16 protein-coding genes are annotated in these 18229 nt (G+C 52.9%); 4 read left to right on the top strand and 12 right to left on the bottom strand.

The features are described 5' to 3' along the window. Window positions 1-20 precede the first annotated feature (20 nt). Window positions 21-1328 carry a replication-associated recombination protein A gene (locus HMPREF9412_RS16465; RefSeq protein WP_009592786.1) on the bottom strand — a complete coding sequence of 436 codons (1308 nt, stop codon included), beginning with the start codon at window positions 1326-1328 and terminating at the stop codon, window positions 21-23. Between the two features lie 240 nt (window positions 1329-1568). Between HMPREF9412_RS16465 and HMPREF9412_RS16470 the strand changes: the two genes are divergently transcribed. Further along, the gene (locus tag HMPREF9412_RS16470; protein ID WP_009592779.1) at window positions 1569-1850 is read left to right on the top strand and encodes a hypothetical protein; all 282 of its coding nucleotides are present in this window, start codon (window positions 1569-1571) and stop codon (window positions 1848-1850) included. 42 nt (window positions 1851-1892) lie between these two features. After that, window positions 1893-2027 carry a hypothetical protein gene (locus tag HMPREF9412_RS33600; protein WP_302621996.1) on the top strand — a complete coding sequence of 45 codons (135 nt, stop codon included), beginning with the start codon at window positions 1893-1895 and terminating at the stop codon, window positions 2025-2027. Between the two features lie 129 nt (window positions 2028-2156). Here the strand turns inward: HMPREF9412_RS33600 and HMPREF9412_RS16475 are convergent, their stop codons facing one another. From HMPREF9412_RS16475 to HMPREF9412_RS16500, 6 genes are all read right to left on the bottom strand, one after another. After that, window positions 2157-4334 carry a HelD family protein gene (locus HMPREF9412_RS16475; RefSeq protein WP_009592772.1) on the bottom strand — a complete coding sequence of 726 codons (2178 nt, stop codon included), beginning with the start codon at window positions 4332-4334 and terminating at the stop codon, window positions 2157-2159. Between the two features lie 305 nt (window positions 4335-4639). Next, complete coding sequence (locus HMPREF9412_RS16480; protein WP_009592791.1) at window positions 4640-5395, bottom strand: tRNA threonylcarbamoyladenosine dehydratase; 756 nt, start codon at window positions 5393-5395, stop codon at window positions 4640-4642. A gap of 35 nt (window positions 5396-5430) precedes the next feature. After that, window positions 5431-7209 carry an aspartate--tRNA ligase gene (gene aspS, locus HMPREF9412_RS16485; protein ID WP_009592809.1) on the bottom strand — a complete coding sequence of 593 codons (1779 nt, stop codon included), beginning with the start codon at window positions 7207-7209 and terminating at the stop codon, window positions 5431-5433. Window positions 7210-7253: 44 nt separating this feature from the next. Beyond that, window positions 7254-8507, bottom strand: coding sequence for a histidine--tRNA ligase (hisS, locus tag HMPREF9412_RS16490; RefSeq protein ID WP_009592773.1), 1254 nt, complete (start codon window positions 8505-8507; stop codon window positions 7254-7256). 783 nt (window positions 8508-9290) lie between these two features. Next, window positions 9291-9740 carry a hypothetical protein gene (locus HMPREF9412_RS16495; RefSeq protein WP_009592790.1) on the bottom strand — a complete coding sequence of 150 codons (450 nt, stop codon included), beginning with the start codon at window positions 9738-9740 and terminating at the stop codon, window positions 9291-9293. A gap of 77 nt (window positions 9741-9817) precedes the next feature. Then, window positions 9818-10324, bottom strand: a complete 507-nt coding sequence (locus HMPREF9412_RS16500) for a type 1 glutamine amidotransferase domain-containing protein (protein ID WP_009592768.1) — start codon at window positions 10322-10324, stop codon at window positions 9818-9820. 74 nt (window positions 10325-10398) lie between these two features. On the opposite strand from HMPREF9412_RS16500, the gene HMPREF9412_RS32950 reads away from it, so the two are divergent. Continuing rightward, entirely contained in the window at window positions 10399-10536 is a 138-nt protein-coding gene (locus HMPREF9412_RS32950) for a hypothetical protein (protein ID WP_009592787.1), read from the top strand. Window positions 10537-10556: 20 nt separating this feature from the next. Here the strand turns inward: HMPREF9412_RS32950 and HMPREF9412_RS32955 are convergent, their stop codons facing one another. The 3 genes from HMPREF9412_RS32955 to HMPREF9412_RS16510 all read right to left on the bottom strand — a co-directional run bounded on the left by HMPREF9412_RS32955 (window position 10557) and on the right by HMPREF9412_RS16510 (window position 13570). Continuing rightward, window positions 10557-10724, bottom strand: coding sequence for a hypothetical protein (locus tag HMPREF9412_RS32955; RefSeq protein ID WP_009592793.1), 168 nt, complete (start codon window positions 10722-10724; stop codon window positions 10557-10559). 100 nt (window positions 10725-10824) lie between these two features. After that, window positions 10825-11268 carry a D-aminoacyl-tRNA deacylase gene (gene dtd, locus HMPREF9412_RS16505; protein ID WP_009592776.1) on the bottom strand — a complete coding sequence of 148 codons (444 nt, stop codon included), beginning with the start codon at window positions 11266-11268 and terminating at the stop codon, window positions 10825-10827. Between the two features lie 124 nt (window positions 11269-11392). Beyond that, the gene (locus HMPREF9412_RS16510) at window positions 11393-13570 is read right to left on the bottom strand and encodes a RelA/SpoT family protein (protein WP_009592739.1); all 2178 of its coding nucleotides are present in this window, start codon (window positions 13568-13570) and stop codon (window positions 11393-11395) included. Window positions 13571-13872: 302 nt separating this feature from the next. On the opposite strand from HMPREF9412_RS16510, the gene uraA reads away from it, so the two are divergent. Further along, complete coding sequence (gene uraA, locus HMPREF9412_RS16515; RefSeq protein WP_009592737.1) at window positions 13873-15171, top strand: uracil permease; 1299 nt, start codon at window positions 13873-13875, stop codon at window positions 15169-15171. Between the two features lie 94 nt (window positions 15172-15265). On the opposite strand, the gene HMPREF9412_RS16520 is transcribed toward uraA, so the two are convergent. Next, complete coding sequence (locus HMPREF9412_RS16520; RefSeq protein WP_009592753.1) at window positions 15266-15781, bottom strand: adenine phosphoribosyltransferase; 516 nt, start codon at window positions 15779-15781, stop codon at window positions 15266-15268. Window positions 15782-15807: 26 nt separating this feature from the next. After that, window positions 15808-18210 carry a single-stranded-DNA-specific exonuclease RecJ gene (gene recJ, locus HMPREF9412_RS16525; RefSeq protein WP_009592792.1) on the bottom strand — a complete coding sequence of 801 codons (2403 nt, stop codon included), beginning with the start codon at window positions 18208-18210 and terminating at the stop codon, window positions 15808-15810. Between the last annotated feature and the right edge of the window lie 19 nt (window positions 18211-18229).

Below are 18229 nucleotides of genomic sequence, written 5' to 3' on the forward strand. Positions count from 1 at the left end.
ACCGTTTTCGTTAAAGTTCCTTATTCTTCGCGCCGCAGCCGCTGGTTGTGAGCGATCTTGGCTTCGTTCCCCTGCTCCGTGGCCTGATAGAACACTCGGCGGGAGATCTCCTTCGGCAAATACTCCTGTTTCACGTAATGGCCCGGATAATCGTGCGGGTACTTGTAGCCGACATGTCCCAGCTTCACCGCCCCCGAGTAATGCGCATCGCGCAGATGCAGCGGAACCTCCGCCGATTTCACTTCATCCATGGCGGACATCGCGCGGGATATGGCGGATACAACGCCATCGGATTTCGGGCTCTCCACGGCGAACAGGATCGCCTGGGCGATGTTCAGCTTGGCTTCCGGCCAGCCGTTGTTCCGGTACGCATCCAATGCGCTTACCGCCTGCACCATGGCTTGGGGATTGGCAAGCCCGATATCCTCGCTGCTGGCAGCGATCAGGCGCCGAATGAACACCATCGGGTCCATTCCGAGCTTTTCGACCGCATACAAAAACCAGAACAGCGCCGCATCGCTGGAGCCCCGAATACTCTTGTGAAAGGCGGAAAGCACATCATACTGCGTGGACTCGTCCGCACGCACGGTAGGCCGGCGAATCGATTCCTCCGCCACCTCCAGCGTGATATGGACCGTACCGCTTGCGTCCGGCGGCGTTGTCATCGCGGCCAGCTCCAACGCATTGAGTGCACGCCGGATATCCCCGTTCGCCATGGCTGCAATGTGCTCCAGCGCTTCCTCATCGGCCTTGAGATCCATGAATCCAAGACCCTTGTCTTGATCGGTCAGCGCGCGCCGCATCGCGATCATGGAATGGTCCTTAGTCAGCGGCTGAAGCTGGAATAAAGTGGACCGGCTCATTAGGGCCCCGTTGACGTAATGAAAGGGGTTCTCGGTCGTCGCGCCGATAAATATAATCGTGCCGTTCTCTACGGCAGGCAGCAGCGCGTCCTGTCTGGAGCTGTTGAACCGGTGCACCTCATCCAGGAACAGGATCGTTTTGGTGCCGTACAGGCTGCGGTTGCTCTGGGCCTGCTCAATGACTTCCCTGACGTCCTTAACCGAGGCTTCCACCGCGTTCAACCGAACAAAATGCCCCTTCGTTTGCTGGGAGATGATATGCGCAAGCGTTGTTTTGCCGCATCCCGGCGGGCCGTACAATAAAATCGACGAGACCTGGTCTGCCTCTATGGCCCGCCGGAGCAGTTTGCCCGGTCCGATAATATGCTCTTGTCCTATATATTCATCCAGCGACGAAGGGCGCATCCGATCGGCCAGCAGCCGGGAATCCCGGTCCCCTTCACGCCCGATACTGAATAAATCCATGACAACACTTCCTTGTCTGATATCGATGCAAAAATAAGTCGTTTCCATTCAATCCATCACGCTCTATCATATCATATTCGAATTCGCCGTGCCTGCGCTGCGGCAACTTCCTGTCCTACGCTTCATTCGTCCCATGGCTCGGATATTGCATCTTATTTTGAACATATCCAACTTTTATCGAACCGGAAGCGTTTCATACAATAGGGAAGCGTTTGAAAAACCTGATCCGGGGAGAATCTTATGACGACTCGCAAAAAATCCGTACGCAAATTGTACAACGCGGCAATAAATATGGCGATCAGTATACTGGGGCTCTACCTTCATGTCAGCACCTATCATCTTTTACAAGAAACATTCGGCCCCGGTTACCTCGACGATGAGAGACTGGCGATAAACCTGCTGTATGCCGTCCTCATCCTGCAGTTCCTGCTCGGCTTGTACGTCTTCATACGTTCAGCCATCATGCTTTACGAGTACAGGCAGGGAATCCGGAGTGAGGACGACGATGAGGTCTTGTTATAAAGCATGTCACTTAACCACTATGCACGAAGGGAGACTATGGAATTGAAACGAAAGCCTGAGCGTAAGCGAAAAATGACCCTCTTCATCCTTCTGGCAGCTGCCTGTTCCATCCTCGCTGTATGGACGTTAATCCGGTTTATCGAAAATCTCGGCTCCTCCTACCAAATGCTTGGTTAAACCCCTAGCAAGCCCCTGCACAACAAAAAGTCCCGCAGAGGCAAACACATGCTGCCATGTGAATCCCTGCGGGACTTCCGATTCTCTCTATTGACACTTCTGGATCCGACAGCCTTTATGCAATCGCACTTACTCCGCAGGCCAGCCGCTCGCCATAATCTCTGAAGCCTCCGCCATGATATACGATGGCAGCGGCTCCCCATGCAGCAGCCACAGCTCATGCAGTGCACGCGTACAGCCTACATACATTAGCTTGGCATCCCAAGCTTTCTCCGCGTAATGCGCCTGGTCCGCATCTGCCACCACAACGGCATCGAACTCAAGACCTTTGGACAAATACACGGGGAGCACGGAATACCCGCCCTGATACGTTCCTTTGCTGCCATCGATCAGATTCAGCATCGGCCAGGACGTGCTTAACTCCTCATGCAGCTCTTTCGCTTCCCGCAAGGTGCGGGTGAGAATGGCTACCGTCCGGTATTCCTTGGCAATGAGCGCACCCATGGCCCGCTCCAAATCCTTCCTTCTGGCGTTCGCGGCATCATAAGGAATGAGGCGAACGGCATCGCCGCTACGGAATACGGGCACGGCCAGCAGGTCGCTTGCGACCCCCTTCTCCAGTATCCCATTAGCAAATTCAATGATCTCCATCGTGGAACGGTAGCTGCGCGTCAGCGCAAAATAAGCCGTTTCCTCTTCCTTGAACAGGGAGCTCATTTCTTCCCACGCATGCACGCCGCGATACGCATGAATGCCCTGCGACAGATCCCCTAGTATGGTGAAGGAATGTCCTCTTACGAACAGATCCAGCACAGCCACCTGAAACGGAGAGAAATCCTGGGCTTCATCGATGACGATGTGGTCAAACCGCTGCTCTGAGGAAATATCGTTCAGCAAGCAGTGGAAATACAGCAGGGCAGGCAAATCCTCCTCCCGGACCACATTCTTCTTCAGATCTTTGCGCGTTGCGGCTAGCACCTCGGACGGAATAAGAGCGGAGAGCTCTTCAAACCACGTTCCGGTCACCTTAGCCGCACCAAATAACTGTTTATATAATGAGATTGGCTCAAATTTCGGCCAGCGATTGGCATAAGCCTTTTCGCGTTGTGCAGCTTTTTTCTTCCGTTCTTTCATCACGGCCGCCGATGGCGATTTCTTCAGCTCCATTAAGGCCCAGCGATGTAATCTGGCGAGCAGCCGTTCCTTCCGTTTCGCCAGCGGATAGGGCTTATATTCCTGGTAAAACCATTCCGCCATCGTCTCCTGCTTCAGCACGGCTCCATCCCATGGAGAGAAATCCCCGTCCGGAAGGGCTTCGGCTTCGATGGACTCCACGCAGCGACGCACGATATCCATCAGCCTTAAGGAGCCTTTATAGCGCCCGCTCACATTATCGTCGATATCCGGCGTCCCTTGCCCCGGTTCCGTCTCGAACCACTGATGAAGCGTCTGCGCATGATCCTCCGAGGACAGCTGAATATCAAGCAGCTTCGCCGCCCAATCGCCAAAGGTCCGCTGCTGAATATCGCCAACTCCGAGCTCGGGCAGCACATCGGATATGTAATCCAGGAACATGAGGTTTGGCGCGAATATGATCATTTTCTCGGCCGTTACCTGCTCCTTGTACTGGTAGAGCAAATAAGCCAGCCGATGCAGCGCCACCGTCGTTTTTCCGCTTCCCGCCACCCCTTGGATGATGAGGGCGGTGTTCTTGGCCGCCCGGATGATTTTATCCTGCTCCGCTTGGATCGTGGATACGATATCCCGCAGCCGGTTATCCTTGTTCTCTCCGAGACGGTAGACCAAAAACTCATCGGATACGGCAGGTCCGCCGCTTTCCCGATTGTACGTGTCCGATACGCGCTCCAAAATTTGCTTGCGGATCACGACGTTTCGTTTTAAATACACAAGCCCCTCGATGATTCCTTCAGGTGCTTCGAATGAAGCCGGATCGGTACCGCCCGTAAAGGAGTAGAATAGACTCGCGACCGGAGCCCGCCAATCAATCACCATTGGATGGTCCCCTGCGTCCGCCTTGTCGAAGCCTATCTTCCCGATGTAGAGCGGTTTCTTCGCCCCCGTTCCGTTCTCTTGAAAATCCAGCCTTCCGAAATAAGGCTCCGGCAAGCTTTTGGCGAGGGCCTGCCGTTTCTCTTCCCGGCCTGCCTCGAGCACCTGCTCCGTAAAATCATGGCCCGTGTATACCGGAATACCGCGCAGCCGTTCAAGCTGTCGATCAATTTCAACGATAACCTCGTTTAGCCTTGACTCTTCTTCTTGATAGGCACTTTGAAAAGATTCTGACACTTTCAGTTACCTCCTAAGAACATATTTTTTCGTATCGAAGTCTGGCTTTAGGGCCGTGACACAAAAAGGAGTTCCATTGTAGCACAACTCGCCGGGATATACTAGCAAAGCGCTGTCACAGGAATTTTATTGTTTGGGTTTGCTGTCCTAATCGCTTGTCCACGGCAGCAAAAAACGCAGCGTCCATTGCTGGACACTGCGTTTGGTTAACCACGCTCAATTTTACCGAAAGGCTGTTCTTTCTTTCAGCCTTCCTTTTGTCTATCGTTTTCTCGATCCGAGTTTAAATGTGTCCGGACACTCCTTTATAACGAGACGCCGCCTTTTTCGAGCAGCTCTTTCACCGTCACGCTAACCATGATCAGGCCCGCCACAGGCGGCACGAACGCATTGCTTGCCGGCGGCTGCTTCGCCTTTCGGATTTCCGGAGCATTCTCGGGCACGATTTTCTCCGTCACGTCCTGGCGGGGCTTCATCGGCTCTTCCAGAGAGAACACGACCTTGACCCCTTTCTTAATGCCGTCCTTGCGCAGCTTGGTGCGCACGATTCGGGCAATCGGGTCCATGGAGGTTTTGGAGATGTCGGCCACCTGGAACTTCGTCGGGTCCATTTTGTTGGCCGCGCCCATGCTCGAGATGATCGGAATGCCGCGACGCAGGCACTCCTTGATTAAATGCACTTTATAAATAATCGTATCCGAGGCATCGATCACATAATCCAGCTCGTACTTAAACAGCTCTTCATACGTTTCTTCGGTGTAGAACATGTTCAGGGCGATCGCTTCACATTCCGGATTGATCAGTTTGACCCGATCGACCATCAAATCCGCTTTCTTCTGACCCACCGTCGTCGTTAACGCGTGGATCTGCCGATTGATGTTCGTGATGTCCACCACGTCTTTGTCGATCAGAATGATGCGGCCGACTCCGGTTCGGGCGAGGGCCTCCACCGCAATGGAACCCACGCCGCCGATACCCAGCACCGCCACGGTGCTGTTCTTCATCACTTCAAGGCCTTCGGGACCGATGGCTAATTCCGTTCGGGAAAATTGGTGCAGCATAATTCAAGCAACCTCCTTTATCAAGAACAACAGGCTTATTTTTTCTCGTCGCCCGGCTTCTTGGCGAGTTTGATATGCAGCTGCTCCAGCTGTCCTCCGTCCACCTGGGAAGGAGCGTCCATCAACAGATCCGTTGCGCTTGCCGTTTTTGGGAACGCAATCGTTTCGCGCAGATTGGTGCGTCCGGCAAGCAGCATGACCAAACGGTCCAACCCGAAGGCGATTCCGCCGTGCGGAGGCGTGCCGTACTCAAAGGCGTCCATAAGATAGCCGAATTTATCGTGCGCCACTTCCGGCGACATGCCAAGAGCCGCAAACATTTTCTCTTGGATCTCGCGTTTGTAAATCCGCATGGAACCGCCGCCTACTTCGTATCCATTCAGAACGATGTCGTAAGCTTCAGCGCGTACGGCAAGCGGATCCGTATCCATCAATTCCAGATCCTCGTCTTTTGGACGGGTGAACGGATGATGCTCGGCCACATAGCGCTTCGCCTCTTCGTCATAACTGAACAGCGGGAAGTCCAGCACCCAAGCGAACTTGTATTCGTTGTCGTTGATCAGGCCAAGCTGGCGCCCGATTTTCAAACGGAGCGCGCCAAGCACGTCGGCAACCACTTTTTTGTTGTCTGCGGAGAACAGCAGCAGGTCTCCGTCTTCGGCTCCCGTGCGTTCTCTTACCGCTTCAATTTCCTGCTCGCTGAAGAATTTCACGATTGGCCCTTTGAATTCGCCCTCTTTCACTTGAATCCAGGCAAGACCCTTCGCTCCGTAACGGGCTGCATACGGTCCCAGATCGTCAATTTCCTTACGGGTCCAGGTGCCGCAGCCTTTAGCGTTCAAACACTTCACTTCGCCGCCTTTTTCAATGACGGAAGAGAATACTTTGACGCCGCTGCTTGCAACGATGTCGTTCATTTCGATCAGTTCCATGCCGAAGCGGAGATCCGGCTTATCAGAGCCGTATTTGCCCATGGCGTCGGCATAACTGATACGCTGGAACGGCGTCGCCAGCTCAACGCCGATGGTTTCCTTGAACAGCTTCACCATCAGCTGCTCCATCATGTTCAGCAGGTCTTCCCGATCCATGAAGGACGTCTCGATGTCGACCTGGGTAAACTCCGGCTGACGGTCGGCCCGCAAGTCTTCGTCACGGAAGCAGCGCGCAATTTGGTAGTAACGCTCAAGCCCGCTCACCATAAGGAGCTGCTTGTAGATTTGCGGGGATTGCGGAAGCGCAAAGAATTCGCCTGCGTGTACGCGGCTTGGCACGAGATAGTCGCGCGCGCCTTCCGGCGAGCTCTTGGTCAGAATTGGCGTCTCCACATCCACGAAGCCCTCATCGTCCAGGAAGTCGCGGAATACTTTCGATGCTTTGGAGCGCAGCATCAGCGTTTTTTGCATCTCCGGACGGCGAAGGTCCAGATAACGATACTTCAGGCGGAGCTGCTCATCCACTTCCACGCCGTCTTCGATAAAGAACGGAGGCGTTTTGGCTGCGTTCAGCACTTCGATGCTGGTTACTTGTACTTCGATTTCGCCTGTCGGCAGGTTCGGGTTGAACGTTTCCGGATCGCGCTTTACGACTTTCCCGGATACGGCCACCACGAATTCGCTGCGGACTTTATCGGCAACGGCCAATGCCTCGCCGGAGAAATCCGGGTTAAATACGATTTGCATGATGCCGCTGCGATCGCGCAGATCGATGAACAGCACGCCGCCCAAGTCCCGGCGGGTTTGTACCCATCCGTTCAGTGTCACAGTTTCTCCAATGTTCGCGGTTGTCAAGTGACCGCAATGATGCGTCCTTTTCATCGGTTATCATTCCCCTTTAGTATAATTAAGCCGCTTTACGGCGATTAAACAAATTCCTGGACCAGGCTATCCAGCCTAACGGTTCGCTGCTCGCCGGTCTCCATCGACTTCAACGCGATTTCGCCGCGTGCCAGCTCGTCGTCGCCCAGAATGGCGGTATAACGGGCTTGCAGACGATCGGCCGATTTCATCTGGGCTTTCATTTTCCGGCCGAGATAATCGCGCTCCGCGGACACGCCTTTGCTGCGGAGATCGTAGATCAGTTTCGCCAATTCCCGTTCGGCGGCTTCACCCAGCGCCACCAGATAAACGTCCAGCGGCTTCGAGGCCGACAGATTGACGCCTTGATGCTCCAGAATCAATTGGATACGCTCAAGGCCGATGCCGAACCCGATGCCCGGCTGATCCGGTCCGCCGATCTGGCCGACGAGACCGTTGAAGCGTCCGCCGCCGCCTACCGTATCAATCGCGCCGATGCCTTGGGCCTTGAATTCGAAGGCGGTATGCGTGTAATAGTCCAATCCCCGAACCAGTCTTGGATTGATTTCATACTCGATGCCCATGGCGTCCAGGTGCCCTTTGACTTTCTCGAAATGCGTGCTGCACTCCTCGTCCAGGCTGTCCAGGATCGAAGGCGCATCACCGAACTTCCCTTGGTCCTTCTTGCAATCCAGCACGCGAAGCGGGTTGCGTTCCATGCGCGACTGGCAGTCCGAGCAAAGGCTGTCTTTCATCGGTTCCAGGAAAGCAAGCAGCGCGCTGCGGTAAGCTGCCCTTACCTCGGGCGTTCCCACGGAGTTAATCTCTGCTTTTACCCCGTTCAGTCCAAGTTCCTTGTAGAAGCTGTAACCCAGCGCAATGACCTCGGCATCGATAGCCGGATCCGCGGTGCCGAACACCTCTACGCCGAACTGGTGGAACTGGCGGTATCGGCCCGCCTGCGGCCGCTCATAGCGGAACATGGGCCCCATATAGTACAGCTTCGTGACATCGGGCTCTCCATACAGCTTGTTTTGCACGTAAGCCCGAACGACGCCTGCCGTCCCTTCCGGACGAAGTGTCATGCTGCGATCCCCTTTGTCCTTGAACGTGTACATTTCCTTCTCAACGATATCCGTCGTTTCGCCGACCCCGCGTTCGAACAATTCGGTCTGTTCGAAGATCGGTGTGCGAATTTCGCGGTAGTTGTACCTCCGGCATAGATCCCGTGCCTTCTCCTCGATAAACTGCCATTTCTCGACGGCTCCTGGCAGGATGTCCTGCGTGCCTGTCGGTTTCTCGAATTTCTCGTTTGCCATCTTCATCCCTCCGCGTCCTATGACATACTCACCTTTTGAACATGTCCCTTGCCTAGATCTGTTTAACTATGGAAAAACTCCTAGGGAGTCATTTCTCAACAAGCCGTGAAACTAAAAAATCTCCCGCCCCGCTGTCCTAAGACAACAGGGACGAGAGATGTTTAATTTATCACCCGTGGTACCACCCACATTCCGGCGGCGACACATCCTAACATGTGTTCAACCATCCGCTTCATCCGTATAACGCCCGGCCGCGCAGTTCGGCTACTGTCTATCCCACCGGTTAACCGGTGCTTGCTTCGCCGTCTGTTCTCGGGGAGGTCATTCGTCCACTCATCAAGCGAATCCTTACAGCCAAGGGATTCTTCTCTGGTCTTGTGGGGATGGAGTACTTGTTCCCGTCATGAAATCCGTTATTCATAAATATAGTATACCCAAAACATTATATTTTTAGATTCTAATGAACCGCCGCACTAAAGTCAAGAAACTTTGTAGAAATTTCCCGAAAAAAGAAAAAGACCTACAAACCACTGTTGTAGGTCCAAAACATATATTATATAAAAAAGGGGGTCATGCTGTTATTATAAACAGGGAATATTAAAGAAACATTGAACAAACATTACAGTTATATTACAAGCAAGAAAGCGCTTTTATGTCATAGAGTTGAAAAGGGCTGCTCCACCAAAGGAACAGCCCTTTTTTGCGTTTCGGCGGATAAGCCCTGCAAATGATAAGCTCCCTCTTAGCAGCTCATCGCCTGCGCGTCTCTTCGCTAATCAGACATTAATCAAATCGCTCCACATAAGCGTTATTCGCCCGCAAATCATGCACGATCTGATCATAGTCCTCATCCCTTACCTTAACGGACAAGGTGTACCTGAGATCGTCATAGTCCCCGTCGGTCACGTCCGCTTCCCGCCATCCGTCGCCGGGCAGATCATCGCTGTCCGGCCGGTCCTGGGCGATGTCGCGGCTGGTATCCCTTGCCCCCACAATCACCCCGGGAGCCCCGACTACGCCGCCGGGAGCCCCCATCGTTGTTGCCCCTGCCGTAGCACCGCCCGTGCCGGCATTACCCCATGGCACCAGCGGCACCAGGATATTCCCTCCGCTTCGGACCGAATCCTGAAGCTGTCCTACCTCCAGCTGTTCCGTGTTGTACGTCAGCAGCCTCGTCCTTGCGCCTTCAGCGTCGTCTTCCGTCCTGAAATAAGCTTGAATTTGTCTAGACATGTCCATTCCTCCTTTTTTTCAACCCGTGTGTTTGAAAGATCGGTATTACATGGACAACCATACAGCTAATTTAGCGCCTACAGCGCTTTTAACAGCTCGCGCACGAAGGCCGGCTCGTCTTTCGGAGTCCGGGACGTAATGAAATTCCGATCCACGACGACTTCCTCATCCTTAAAGTTGGCGCCGGCGTTTACCATATCATCCTGAAGCGGAGGATAGGAAGTGATCGTGCGCCCCTTCAGCAGGTCGGCGCTTGCCAAAATTTGCGGCCCGTGGCATATCGAGGCAATCGGTTTGCCCGCCTTGTCCGCTGCTGCAACAAACTGCAATATATGGGAATCCAGACGCAAGTTTTCCGGAGAAGAACCGCCTGGAATAACCACCGCATCATAATCGTTTATGTTGACGTCCGCAATGGCTTTATCGGTTGTGTAGGAAGCCTTGCCCTGTTTGCCCTTTACCTCTTGTCCTTGTTTCAATCCAATAATATCAGCCTGATGCCCCGCTTCCTTCACGGCATCGTAAGGAGTTTTCATCTCGGAATCTTCGAATTGGTCGGCTAGTAGAAATGCTACTTTACTCATCTGGCATGTCTCCTTCCTGAAATGTCCTCGATTTGTTATTACCCTGGAATCTCTTTTTTATAACAGCGGAATTCATGAAAAAGGCCAAAGAACGGCGCTTGCCTGCAACAGATGTCTGTCCCGAAGGAAGCTTGAGTATGGCGATGATCGGCGAACGCCAAAAAGAGCCTGAGATCATCTCAGGCTCCGCTTATAAAAAGCCGCTTTCATGACACGCGACGCTGTGCCGAATCTACGATCGGGGCAGCTGCTTCCGCATATTTCCCTTGATGCTGATGAGCTGTGCAGATTCTTCCGGCGCCGAAACCATGCGTTCCGTGCTGGCTGCTTCCCTGACGCCTCCGGTTCCGACCGTCGCAGGCAAACTGCTCCATATCGAAAATTTGGGGGATTGACGCATATCGTACGGCTCCTTTATTTGCGAATAACAACCTTCGATTATTCACTCAGGATGCCCCATCTCTCCAATATGATGCATGCTGCCGTCCTTTTTAGGCAGGTTAGGACCGGCTGTCGATAATTAGCGTCACCGGTCCCCAGTTGGTCAACGACACGTCCATCATCGCTCCGAACACCCCGCTCTCCACCTGCAACCCCTTCGCCGAAAGCTCGCGGTTAAACGACTCGTACAATGCATTCGCTTCGTCCGGTTTTGCGGCAGCCATAAAGTTCGGCCGCTTTCCTTTGCGGGTGTCTCCATAGAGGGTAAATTGGGACACCGACAGAATCGCTCCGCCCACGTCCTGGACGCTGAAATTCATTTTTCCCTGCTCATCCTCAAAAATCCGCAGCCCCGCTACCTTTTCGGCAAGGTATTTGGCATCCTTCTCTTCATCCTCATGCGTCACGCCAACCAGGACCATCAATCCCGCTTCAATTTGGCCGACGATTTCATTATCCACTGCGACTTGCGCATTCTTGCATCGTTGAATGACCACTCTCATAGGGTTAGCTCCTTCATCTTCCAAAAATAAAACGGCCTGTCTCCCGCAGGATTACAGACCGCTTTCGTATCATCCTCCGGGATCGTCATGAACCCCGGGACCATTCCCTTAGCGCATCGTGCCGTCACTGCATGATCCGATGAACGGTGTACACATCCTTCACCCGCTTGATTCGTTCCACTACGGATTGGAGATGATCCGTATTGCGAATCAGGATGGTCATGTGGATCATGGCCATTTTGTTCTTGTCGGATCGCCCCGTGACGGCGGAAATGTTCGTCTTGCTCTCGGAGACGGCCTGAAGGACTTCGTTCAGCAATCCGTTGCGATCGTGTCCCGTCACTTCAATATCGACGCTGTAATTTGCCTCGACGGCCGTTTCCCATTCCACCTCAATCACGCGTGCCGCATCCTCGCCCTCATCCGTTGTCGGCAGATTCGCACAATCCGAACGATGGACCGATACGCCGCGGCCGCGAGTTACATAGCCTACAATATCATCGCCAGGTACGGGATTGCAGCATCTTGCGAAACGCACGAGCAGGTTATCAATCCCTTTGACGCGGACGCCGTTGGTCGGGCGGCTTCGCTTCTCGGCCGGCTTGATTTCCTTCATCTCGGAGGTTAATTCAAGCTGGTTGGCTTCCTCCTGCTCCTTGCGCAGCTTCTCGGTCACCTTCGTACAGATCTGCGCGGCAGTGATCCCGCCGAAGCCGACCGCCGATAGCATATCCTCGATATCATTAAAAGCGAATTTCTTGGCCGCTTCCATTAATTTATCGTCCGTCGTCCATTCGGACACGTCAAGACCGAGGCGCTTGATTTCGCGCTCCAGCATCTCGCGGCCCTTCTCGACATTCTCTTCGCGCTTTTCTTTCTTGAACCACTGCTTGATTTTACTTCGGGCATGCGAGGATTGGGCAATCTTCAGCCAGTCCTGGCTTGGACCGTAGGAATGCTTCGACGTCAAAATTTCCACGATATCGCCAGTTTTGAGCTGATGGTCCAGCGGAACGATTCTTCCGTTGACCTTGGCGCCAATGGTGCGGTTTCCTACTTCGGTATGAATTCGGTAGGCAAAGTCGAGGGGAACGGAGCCGGAAGGCAGCTCGATCACCTCGCCTTTTGGCGTAAACACAAACACCAAATCCGAGAAAAAGTCCATTTTCAAAGATTCTACAAATTCCGACGCATCCTTCGTTTCATGCTGCAGCTCCAATATCTCGCGGAAAAACGTCATCTTGTTGTCGAAGCTGCCCCCGTTGCCTGCGGAGCCTTCTTTATACGCCCAGTGTGCCGCGATACCGAACTCTGCCGTTCGATGCATCTCCCAGGTGCGGATCTGAACCTCCGTCGGCTCCCCATTAGGCCCTACCACCGTTGTGTGGAGGGACTGGTACATATTCGTTTTTGGCATGGCGATATAATCTTTGAAACGGCCAGGCATCGGCTTCCACAGGGTGTGGATGATGCCGAGCGTGGCATAACAATCCTTGATATTGTCCACAATAATGCGGATTGCCAGGAGATCGTAAATTTCGTTGAATTGCTTGTTTTTCACCGTCATTTTCTTGAACACGCTGTAGATATGCTTAGGTCGGCCTGACAAATCGGCTTGAATGCCCATCTCGTCAAGCTTCTCGCGGATGCAGACGATGACGTTGTCGATGTACTGCTCCCGCTCCGCACGCTTCTTGTGCATCAAATTCGCAATGCGGTAATACTGCTGCGGATTCAAGTAACGAAGCGCAATGTCCTCCATCTCCCATTTGATCGCGGAAATACCGAGACGATGGGCTATCGGACAAAAGATTTCCAAGGTTTCATAGGAAATGCGGCGCTGGCTCTCCTCGGACTGGTACTTAAGAGTGCGCATATTATGAAGCCGGTCCGCCAGCTTGATGACGATTACGCGGATATCCCGTGCCATGGCGATAAACATCTTGCGATAATTTTCGTTTTGCTGCTCTTCTTTGGATCGGAATTGGATGCGTTCCAACTTCGTTAAACCATCCACCAGCATTGCGCAGGTATCCCCGAAACGCTCGCGGATCTGCTCGAGCGATACGGTTGTATCCTCAACGACATCGTGAAGCAATGCAGCAATAATGGACAATGTGTCCATCTGCATGTTCACCACGATGTCTGCAACCGCAAGCGGATGAAGAATATAAGGTTCTCCCGATTTCCGCACTTGTCCGTGGTGGGCTTGCTCCGCAAATTCATAAGCTTCCTGGATGCGGAGAAGATCGGGTTCTTTTATATAGGCGCTGGCCTTTTCGAGTAATCGCTCTATGCCCATTTTGGAGTCCTTCTCTTCCCTTTCTATATAAAATGGAACCCGCCCTTGTCAAAACGTGCAGGTTCCCTCGTGATTGTTTTCCTATCATTATGACGCTTGCGGCGTTATACGTCAACATGTGGAGCGTTCGGTCACTTATAGTATGCCCTTTTCCTGCACGGGGACATCAAAACATGACATGAATTGAATATTTTGACGAACTGTAAAAATTATTGTTGAAAAAACGAACGATTGTATTTAATCTATTAAAGATCGTACGCGAACGGTCCTATATTTAAAGTCCTATAGAGGAGTGAAATGGTTTGCAACGTGAAATTCAAGTAGATGAGAAGCTTCCGTTTGGTCCAGGGTTCCTTCTGAGCCTGCAGCATTTGTTCGCCATGTTCGGAAGCACGGTGCTTGTACCGAACATATTCGGCGTGGATCCCGGCATGATCCTGCTGATGAATGGTGTCGGCACGCTGCTCTACATTTTTTTATGTAAAGGAAAGATTCCGGCCTACCTCGGCTCCAGCTTCGCCTTTATCGCCCCGGTGCTGATCGTACTGGAAGGCGACCCGGAAGCCAACTACGGCAAAGCTTTGGGCGCCTTTATCGTGACGGGGATCATCTTCTGTCTTGTGGCGCTCATCGTTAAATATGCGGGAACCAAATGGATCGACTTCGTATTCCCGCCTGCGGTTATGGGTGCTATCATTGCGATGATCGGGCTTGAACTGGTTCCGGTTGCCGCAGGCATGGCTGGTTTTTTGCCGGAAGAAGGGCAGTCCATCGATCCTAAAATCATTACCATCTCGCTCGTTACCCTCGGAGTTACGGTGTTGGGTTCCATCTTGTTCCGCGGCTTCGCCAAAATTATCCACATCCTGATCGGGATCGTTGTCGGATATGCGCTTTCCTTTGCGCTTGGGGTCGTGGACACGGAGAAAATCGCGAACGCGAAGTTCCTGTCGGCCCCGGAGTTGACAACCCCGGTTTTCGATAGCGGGGCGATCTGGACCATCATTCTGGTTTCGCTCGTAGTTATCGTAGAGCACATCGGCCACCTGCTGGTAACCAGCAATATCGTGGGCAAAGACCTTTCCAAGGATCCTGGCCTTCACCGCTCCCTGCTCGGCAACGGTATTTCCACCATCTTGTCCGGATTTGTTGGTTCCACGCCGAATACAACGTACGGCGAAAATATCGGTGTCATGGCTTTGACGAAGGTGTACTCCGTGTTTGTCATCGGAGGCGCCGCCATTATTGCCATTATTCTTTCCTTCTCGGGAACATTTTCCGCCGTTGTAGCGAACATTCCAACACCAGTTATGGGCGGCGTGTCTCTCTTGCTGTTCGGGGTAATCGCAGCTTCCGGCCTTCGAATCTTCGTGGAACAGAAGGTGGATTTCTCCAAAGCAAGCAACATGATCTTGGCTACAATCGTACTGGTAACAGGAATCAGCGGTGTAACCTTGAAGATTAACACGGTCGAGCTGAAGGGCATGGCCCTGGCTACCATCGTAGGTGTTCTCATGGCCCTCCTCTTCAAAGTCTTCGAGATTACCGGCCTCTCCAATGAAAAGAATGATGAGCCGCTCGTGGAAAAAACGCCGGATTGAACCGACAACTTTATTGAAAAACAGAAAAATGCCCTGAGCTGATTGCTCAGGGCATTTTATTATTTCCCGGGTAAATCGGGAAGAATAGTGTCGTTTACTCGTACTGCATCAACGTAAATACATCGATGTCATCCAGCTTCGAGCGGCCGTTCAAATCCGTCAGCTCGATCATGAAAGCAGCGCCAACAACGTTTCCGCCCAATTGACGGATGAGGTTAACCGAAGTCGCAATCGTACCGCCTGTTGCAAGAAGATCATCCGCAATCAATACATTTTGCCCTTTCTCGATTGCATCGGTATGCATCGCCAAGCGATCTTTACCGTATTCGAGGTCATATCCCACTTCAATCGTTTCGTAAGGCAGCTTGCCGCTTTTGCGAATGGGCGCGAATCCCACGCCAAGCGCGTAAGCCAGCGGAGCACCCACGACGAATCCACGAGCTTCGGGACCAGCTATCACATCAATTTTGAGATCGGAAACCAAGACCTTCAGTTCCTCGATGGCTTTGCGATATACCTCACCATTCTTCAGTAGTGTGGTAATATCCTTGAAGCTGATCCCCGCTTGCGGAAAATCGGGAATGACACGAATATAATCTTTAAAATCCAAAATAATCTCCTCCTGTATAGTTGCGGTTAAGATACGCCTTTTGTACGGGACGTCATCCACTGGGTTAACTGTTCGGTACCGGCATGCAGCAGATGCTGCTCCATATCCGCCAAGTCGCTTAATTCCCGGAAGTGACGGGAAGCGTCGAGCGGTTTTTTCTCCGGCTTCGGAACAAAGGTAATTTGTCCCTGGTCTCGCTGAATGAATGCCAATTCTTCAAAGACATCCAGTACTTTGACCAGCATACGCGATGATAACGAAGTCTGCTTCTGTAGACGTGCTAAGACCTCTTTCTCCGACATGGGAGCGGACGTCAGTCCAGCGAGTGAAACGTACAGCTTCTTAAACTGTTCCCGGTCCGGAATTTGCAGCCGTTCGCGCAGGTTCCGGGTCGGATGTAACATAAATATATTGGGAACGGAATGGAAGGCTGACATGAATGCAGCGAGCTGCTCAGCCGTCTCCGGTACATCCAGTACGAACAAAACGGAAATGTCTTCTTGACTGCCGCTCGCGGCGATTTCATTATCCGGCACGATGCCAGCATTCCTATCATATACCCAAAGGCACATATCATACAATTGACTTTTTATTTCCGGATGTGAATCTTTTGCGTACACCACCGCGGAACGGACAGCCGGGCACCGCAGATGCGGCTCCAGTTCAGCTCTCCACCTCTGGATCTCCCGGATCGGCTCTTTGATCCCGCGGTAATCAAACACCTGCTGATAAGGGGCGCAGATATCCTGAATCATGAGCTGCACTTTACGGCTCCCGTTCCATTCATTGACGGAAAGCTCGCCCAGCACATCCACAACCGAACCCACCGGCAGAATATCGGCAAGATGGCCCCAGCCGAATGAGATCGCATCGATAACCTCCCGCTCCTGCTGCAAACGAAGCTTCAGATGCTTCCCCTCTTTGCCGATCTTGCGGACGTCCTTGACGACAACGTTCCGAAAAACTATCTTCGGTACGGCATTCGCCATGCCGAACGGGCCTAACTGTTCCATCTGTTCCAGAATGGGTACGGATACCTCCGACAAACTGGCTTCCAGGTCCGCTTCGCAAACGGCAATCAGATGCTCTGCTTCGAGCGCATCCTCCGCATATCGATGAAGCCCCTGTTCGAATACCTCCAAGCGGTCTCGATGGAGGCTCATGCCGGCTGCGGAAGGATGGCCGCCAAAATGGTCCATGACGTCTTTGCAAGAAAGCAGAGCCGCATAGATATCGAATCCGGGAATCGAACGGGCAGAGCCTTTACAGTTTCCCGTTTCGGGATCAATTCCAAGTATTACAACGGGGCGGTAAAAGCGCTCCAGGATTTTGGAAGCCACGATGCCGACCACGCCGACATTCCAGCCCTCGCCCGCCAATACGATAACAGGCGGGATCTCCTGTCCTCCCCAGCGGTTTTGAACCATCCCCAGCGCTTCCTGGACGATGTTTTCGACCACTTGCTGCCGATCCTTGTTCAGCCCGTCCAGCTCCCAAGCAAGGCGCTCTGCCTCTTCCCTGTGTTCCGTAGTAAGCAGCGTCACGGCACGGCCTGCATGATCCAAACGGCCGCTGGCGTTAATCCGTGGTGCCATGGAGAAGGCCACGTTAACGGCCGTCACCTGCTCTACATGAATTCCCGAAACCTCAAGCAAGCTGCGGATGCCTTCATACCGCGTTTTTCGCATCGATTCGATCCCGTGCTTCACAAGCACCCGATTCTCTCCCGTGAGCGGCATCAAGTCAGCGATCGTTCCGATCGAAACGATCTGGAGCCATTCCTCCGGCGGGTCACCCACGAGAGCCTGTGCCAATTTGTAAGCCACGCCTACGCCGGCCAGCCCCTTAAAGGGATACGGGCATGTCGGGATCTTCGGATTGATCAATGCATATGCCTCAGGCAGCAACTCAGGCGGCTCATGATGGTCGGTGACGATGACGTCGATGCCAAGGCTGTTGGCATACGCGATTTGCTCGACCGCACTAATCCCGGTATCTACGGTAATCACCAGACTGACCCCTTGCTGATGGGCCCAATCCAGCGCATGATTATGTAAGCCATAACCTTCATTGGATCGGTGAGGGATATAAATATCATAAGATGCTCCCAAATCACGCATGAGATGAATCATCAATGATGTGCTGGAAACCCCGTCCGCGTCATAATCGCCGTAGATCAGAATATGCTCCCGATCCTCCAGCGCTTTGCGGATACGCGGCACGGCCTCCCGCATTCCCAGCATGAGATAAGGGTCGTGCGTCAGCTCAAACGTTCCATATAAAAATTCCCGGCCATCCTCGGCTGATTGTATCCCCCGGGACGCCATGAGGGAAGCCACGATGGGTGGCAGCGACAAATCATGGGCCAGCCGTTCGGTGATCGTTGACGCTGCCTCTCGTATTCTCCATTCATATTTGGAATACAGCACAGGGATTCACCTTCCTTTT

The organism is Paenibacillus sp. HGF5 (assembly GCF_000204455.1).
Classification (GTDB): domain Bacteria; phylum Bacillota; class Bacilli; order Paenibacillales; family Paenibacillaceae; genus Paenibacillus_AQ; species Paenibacillus_AQ lautus_A.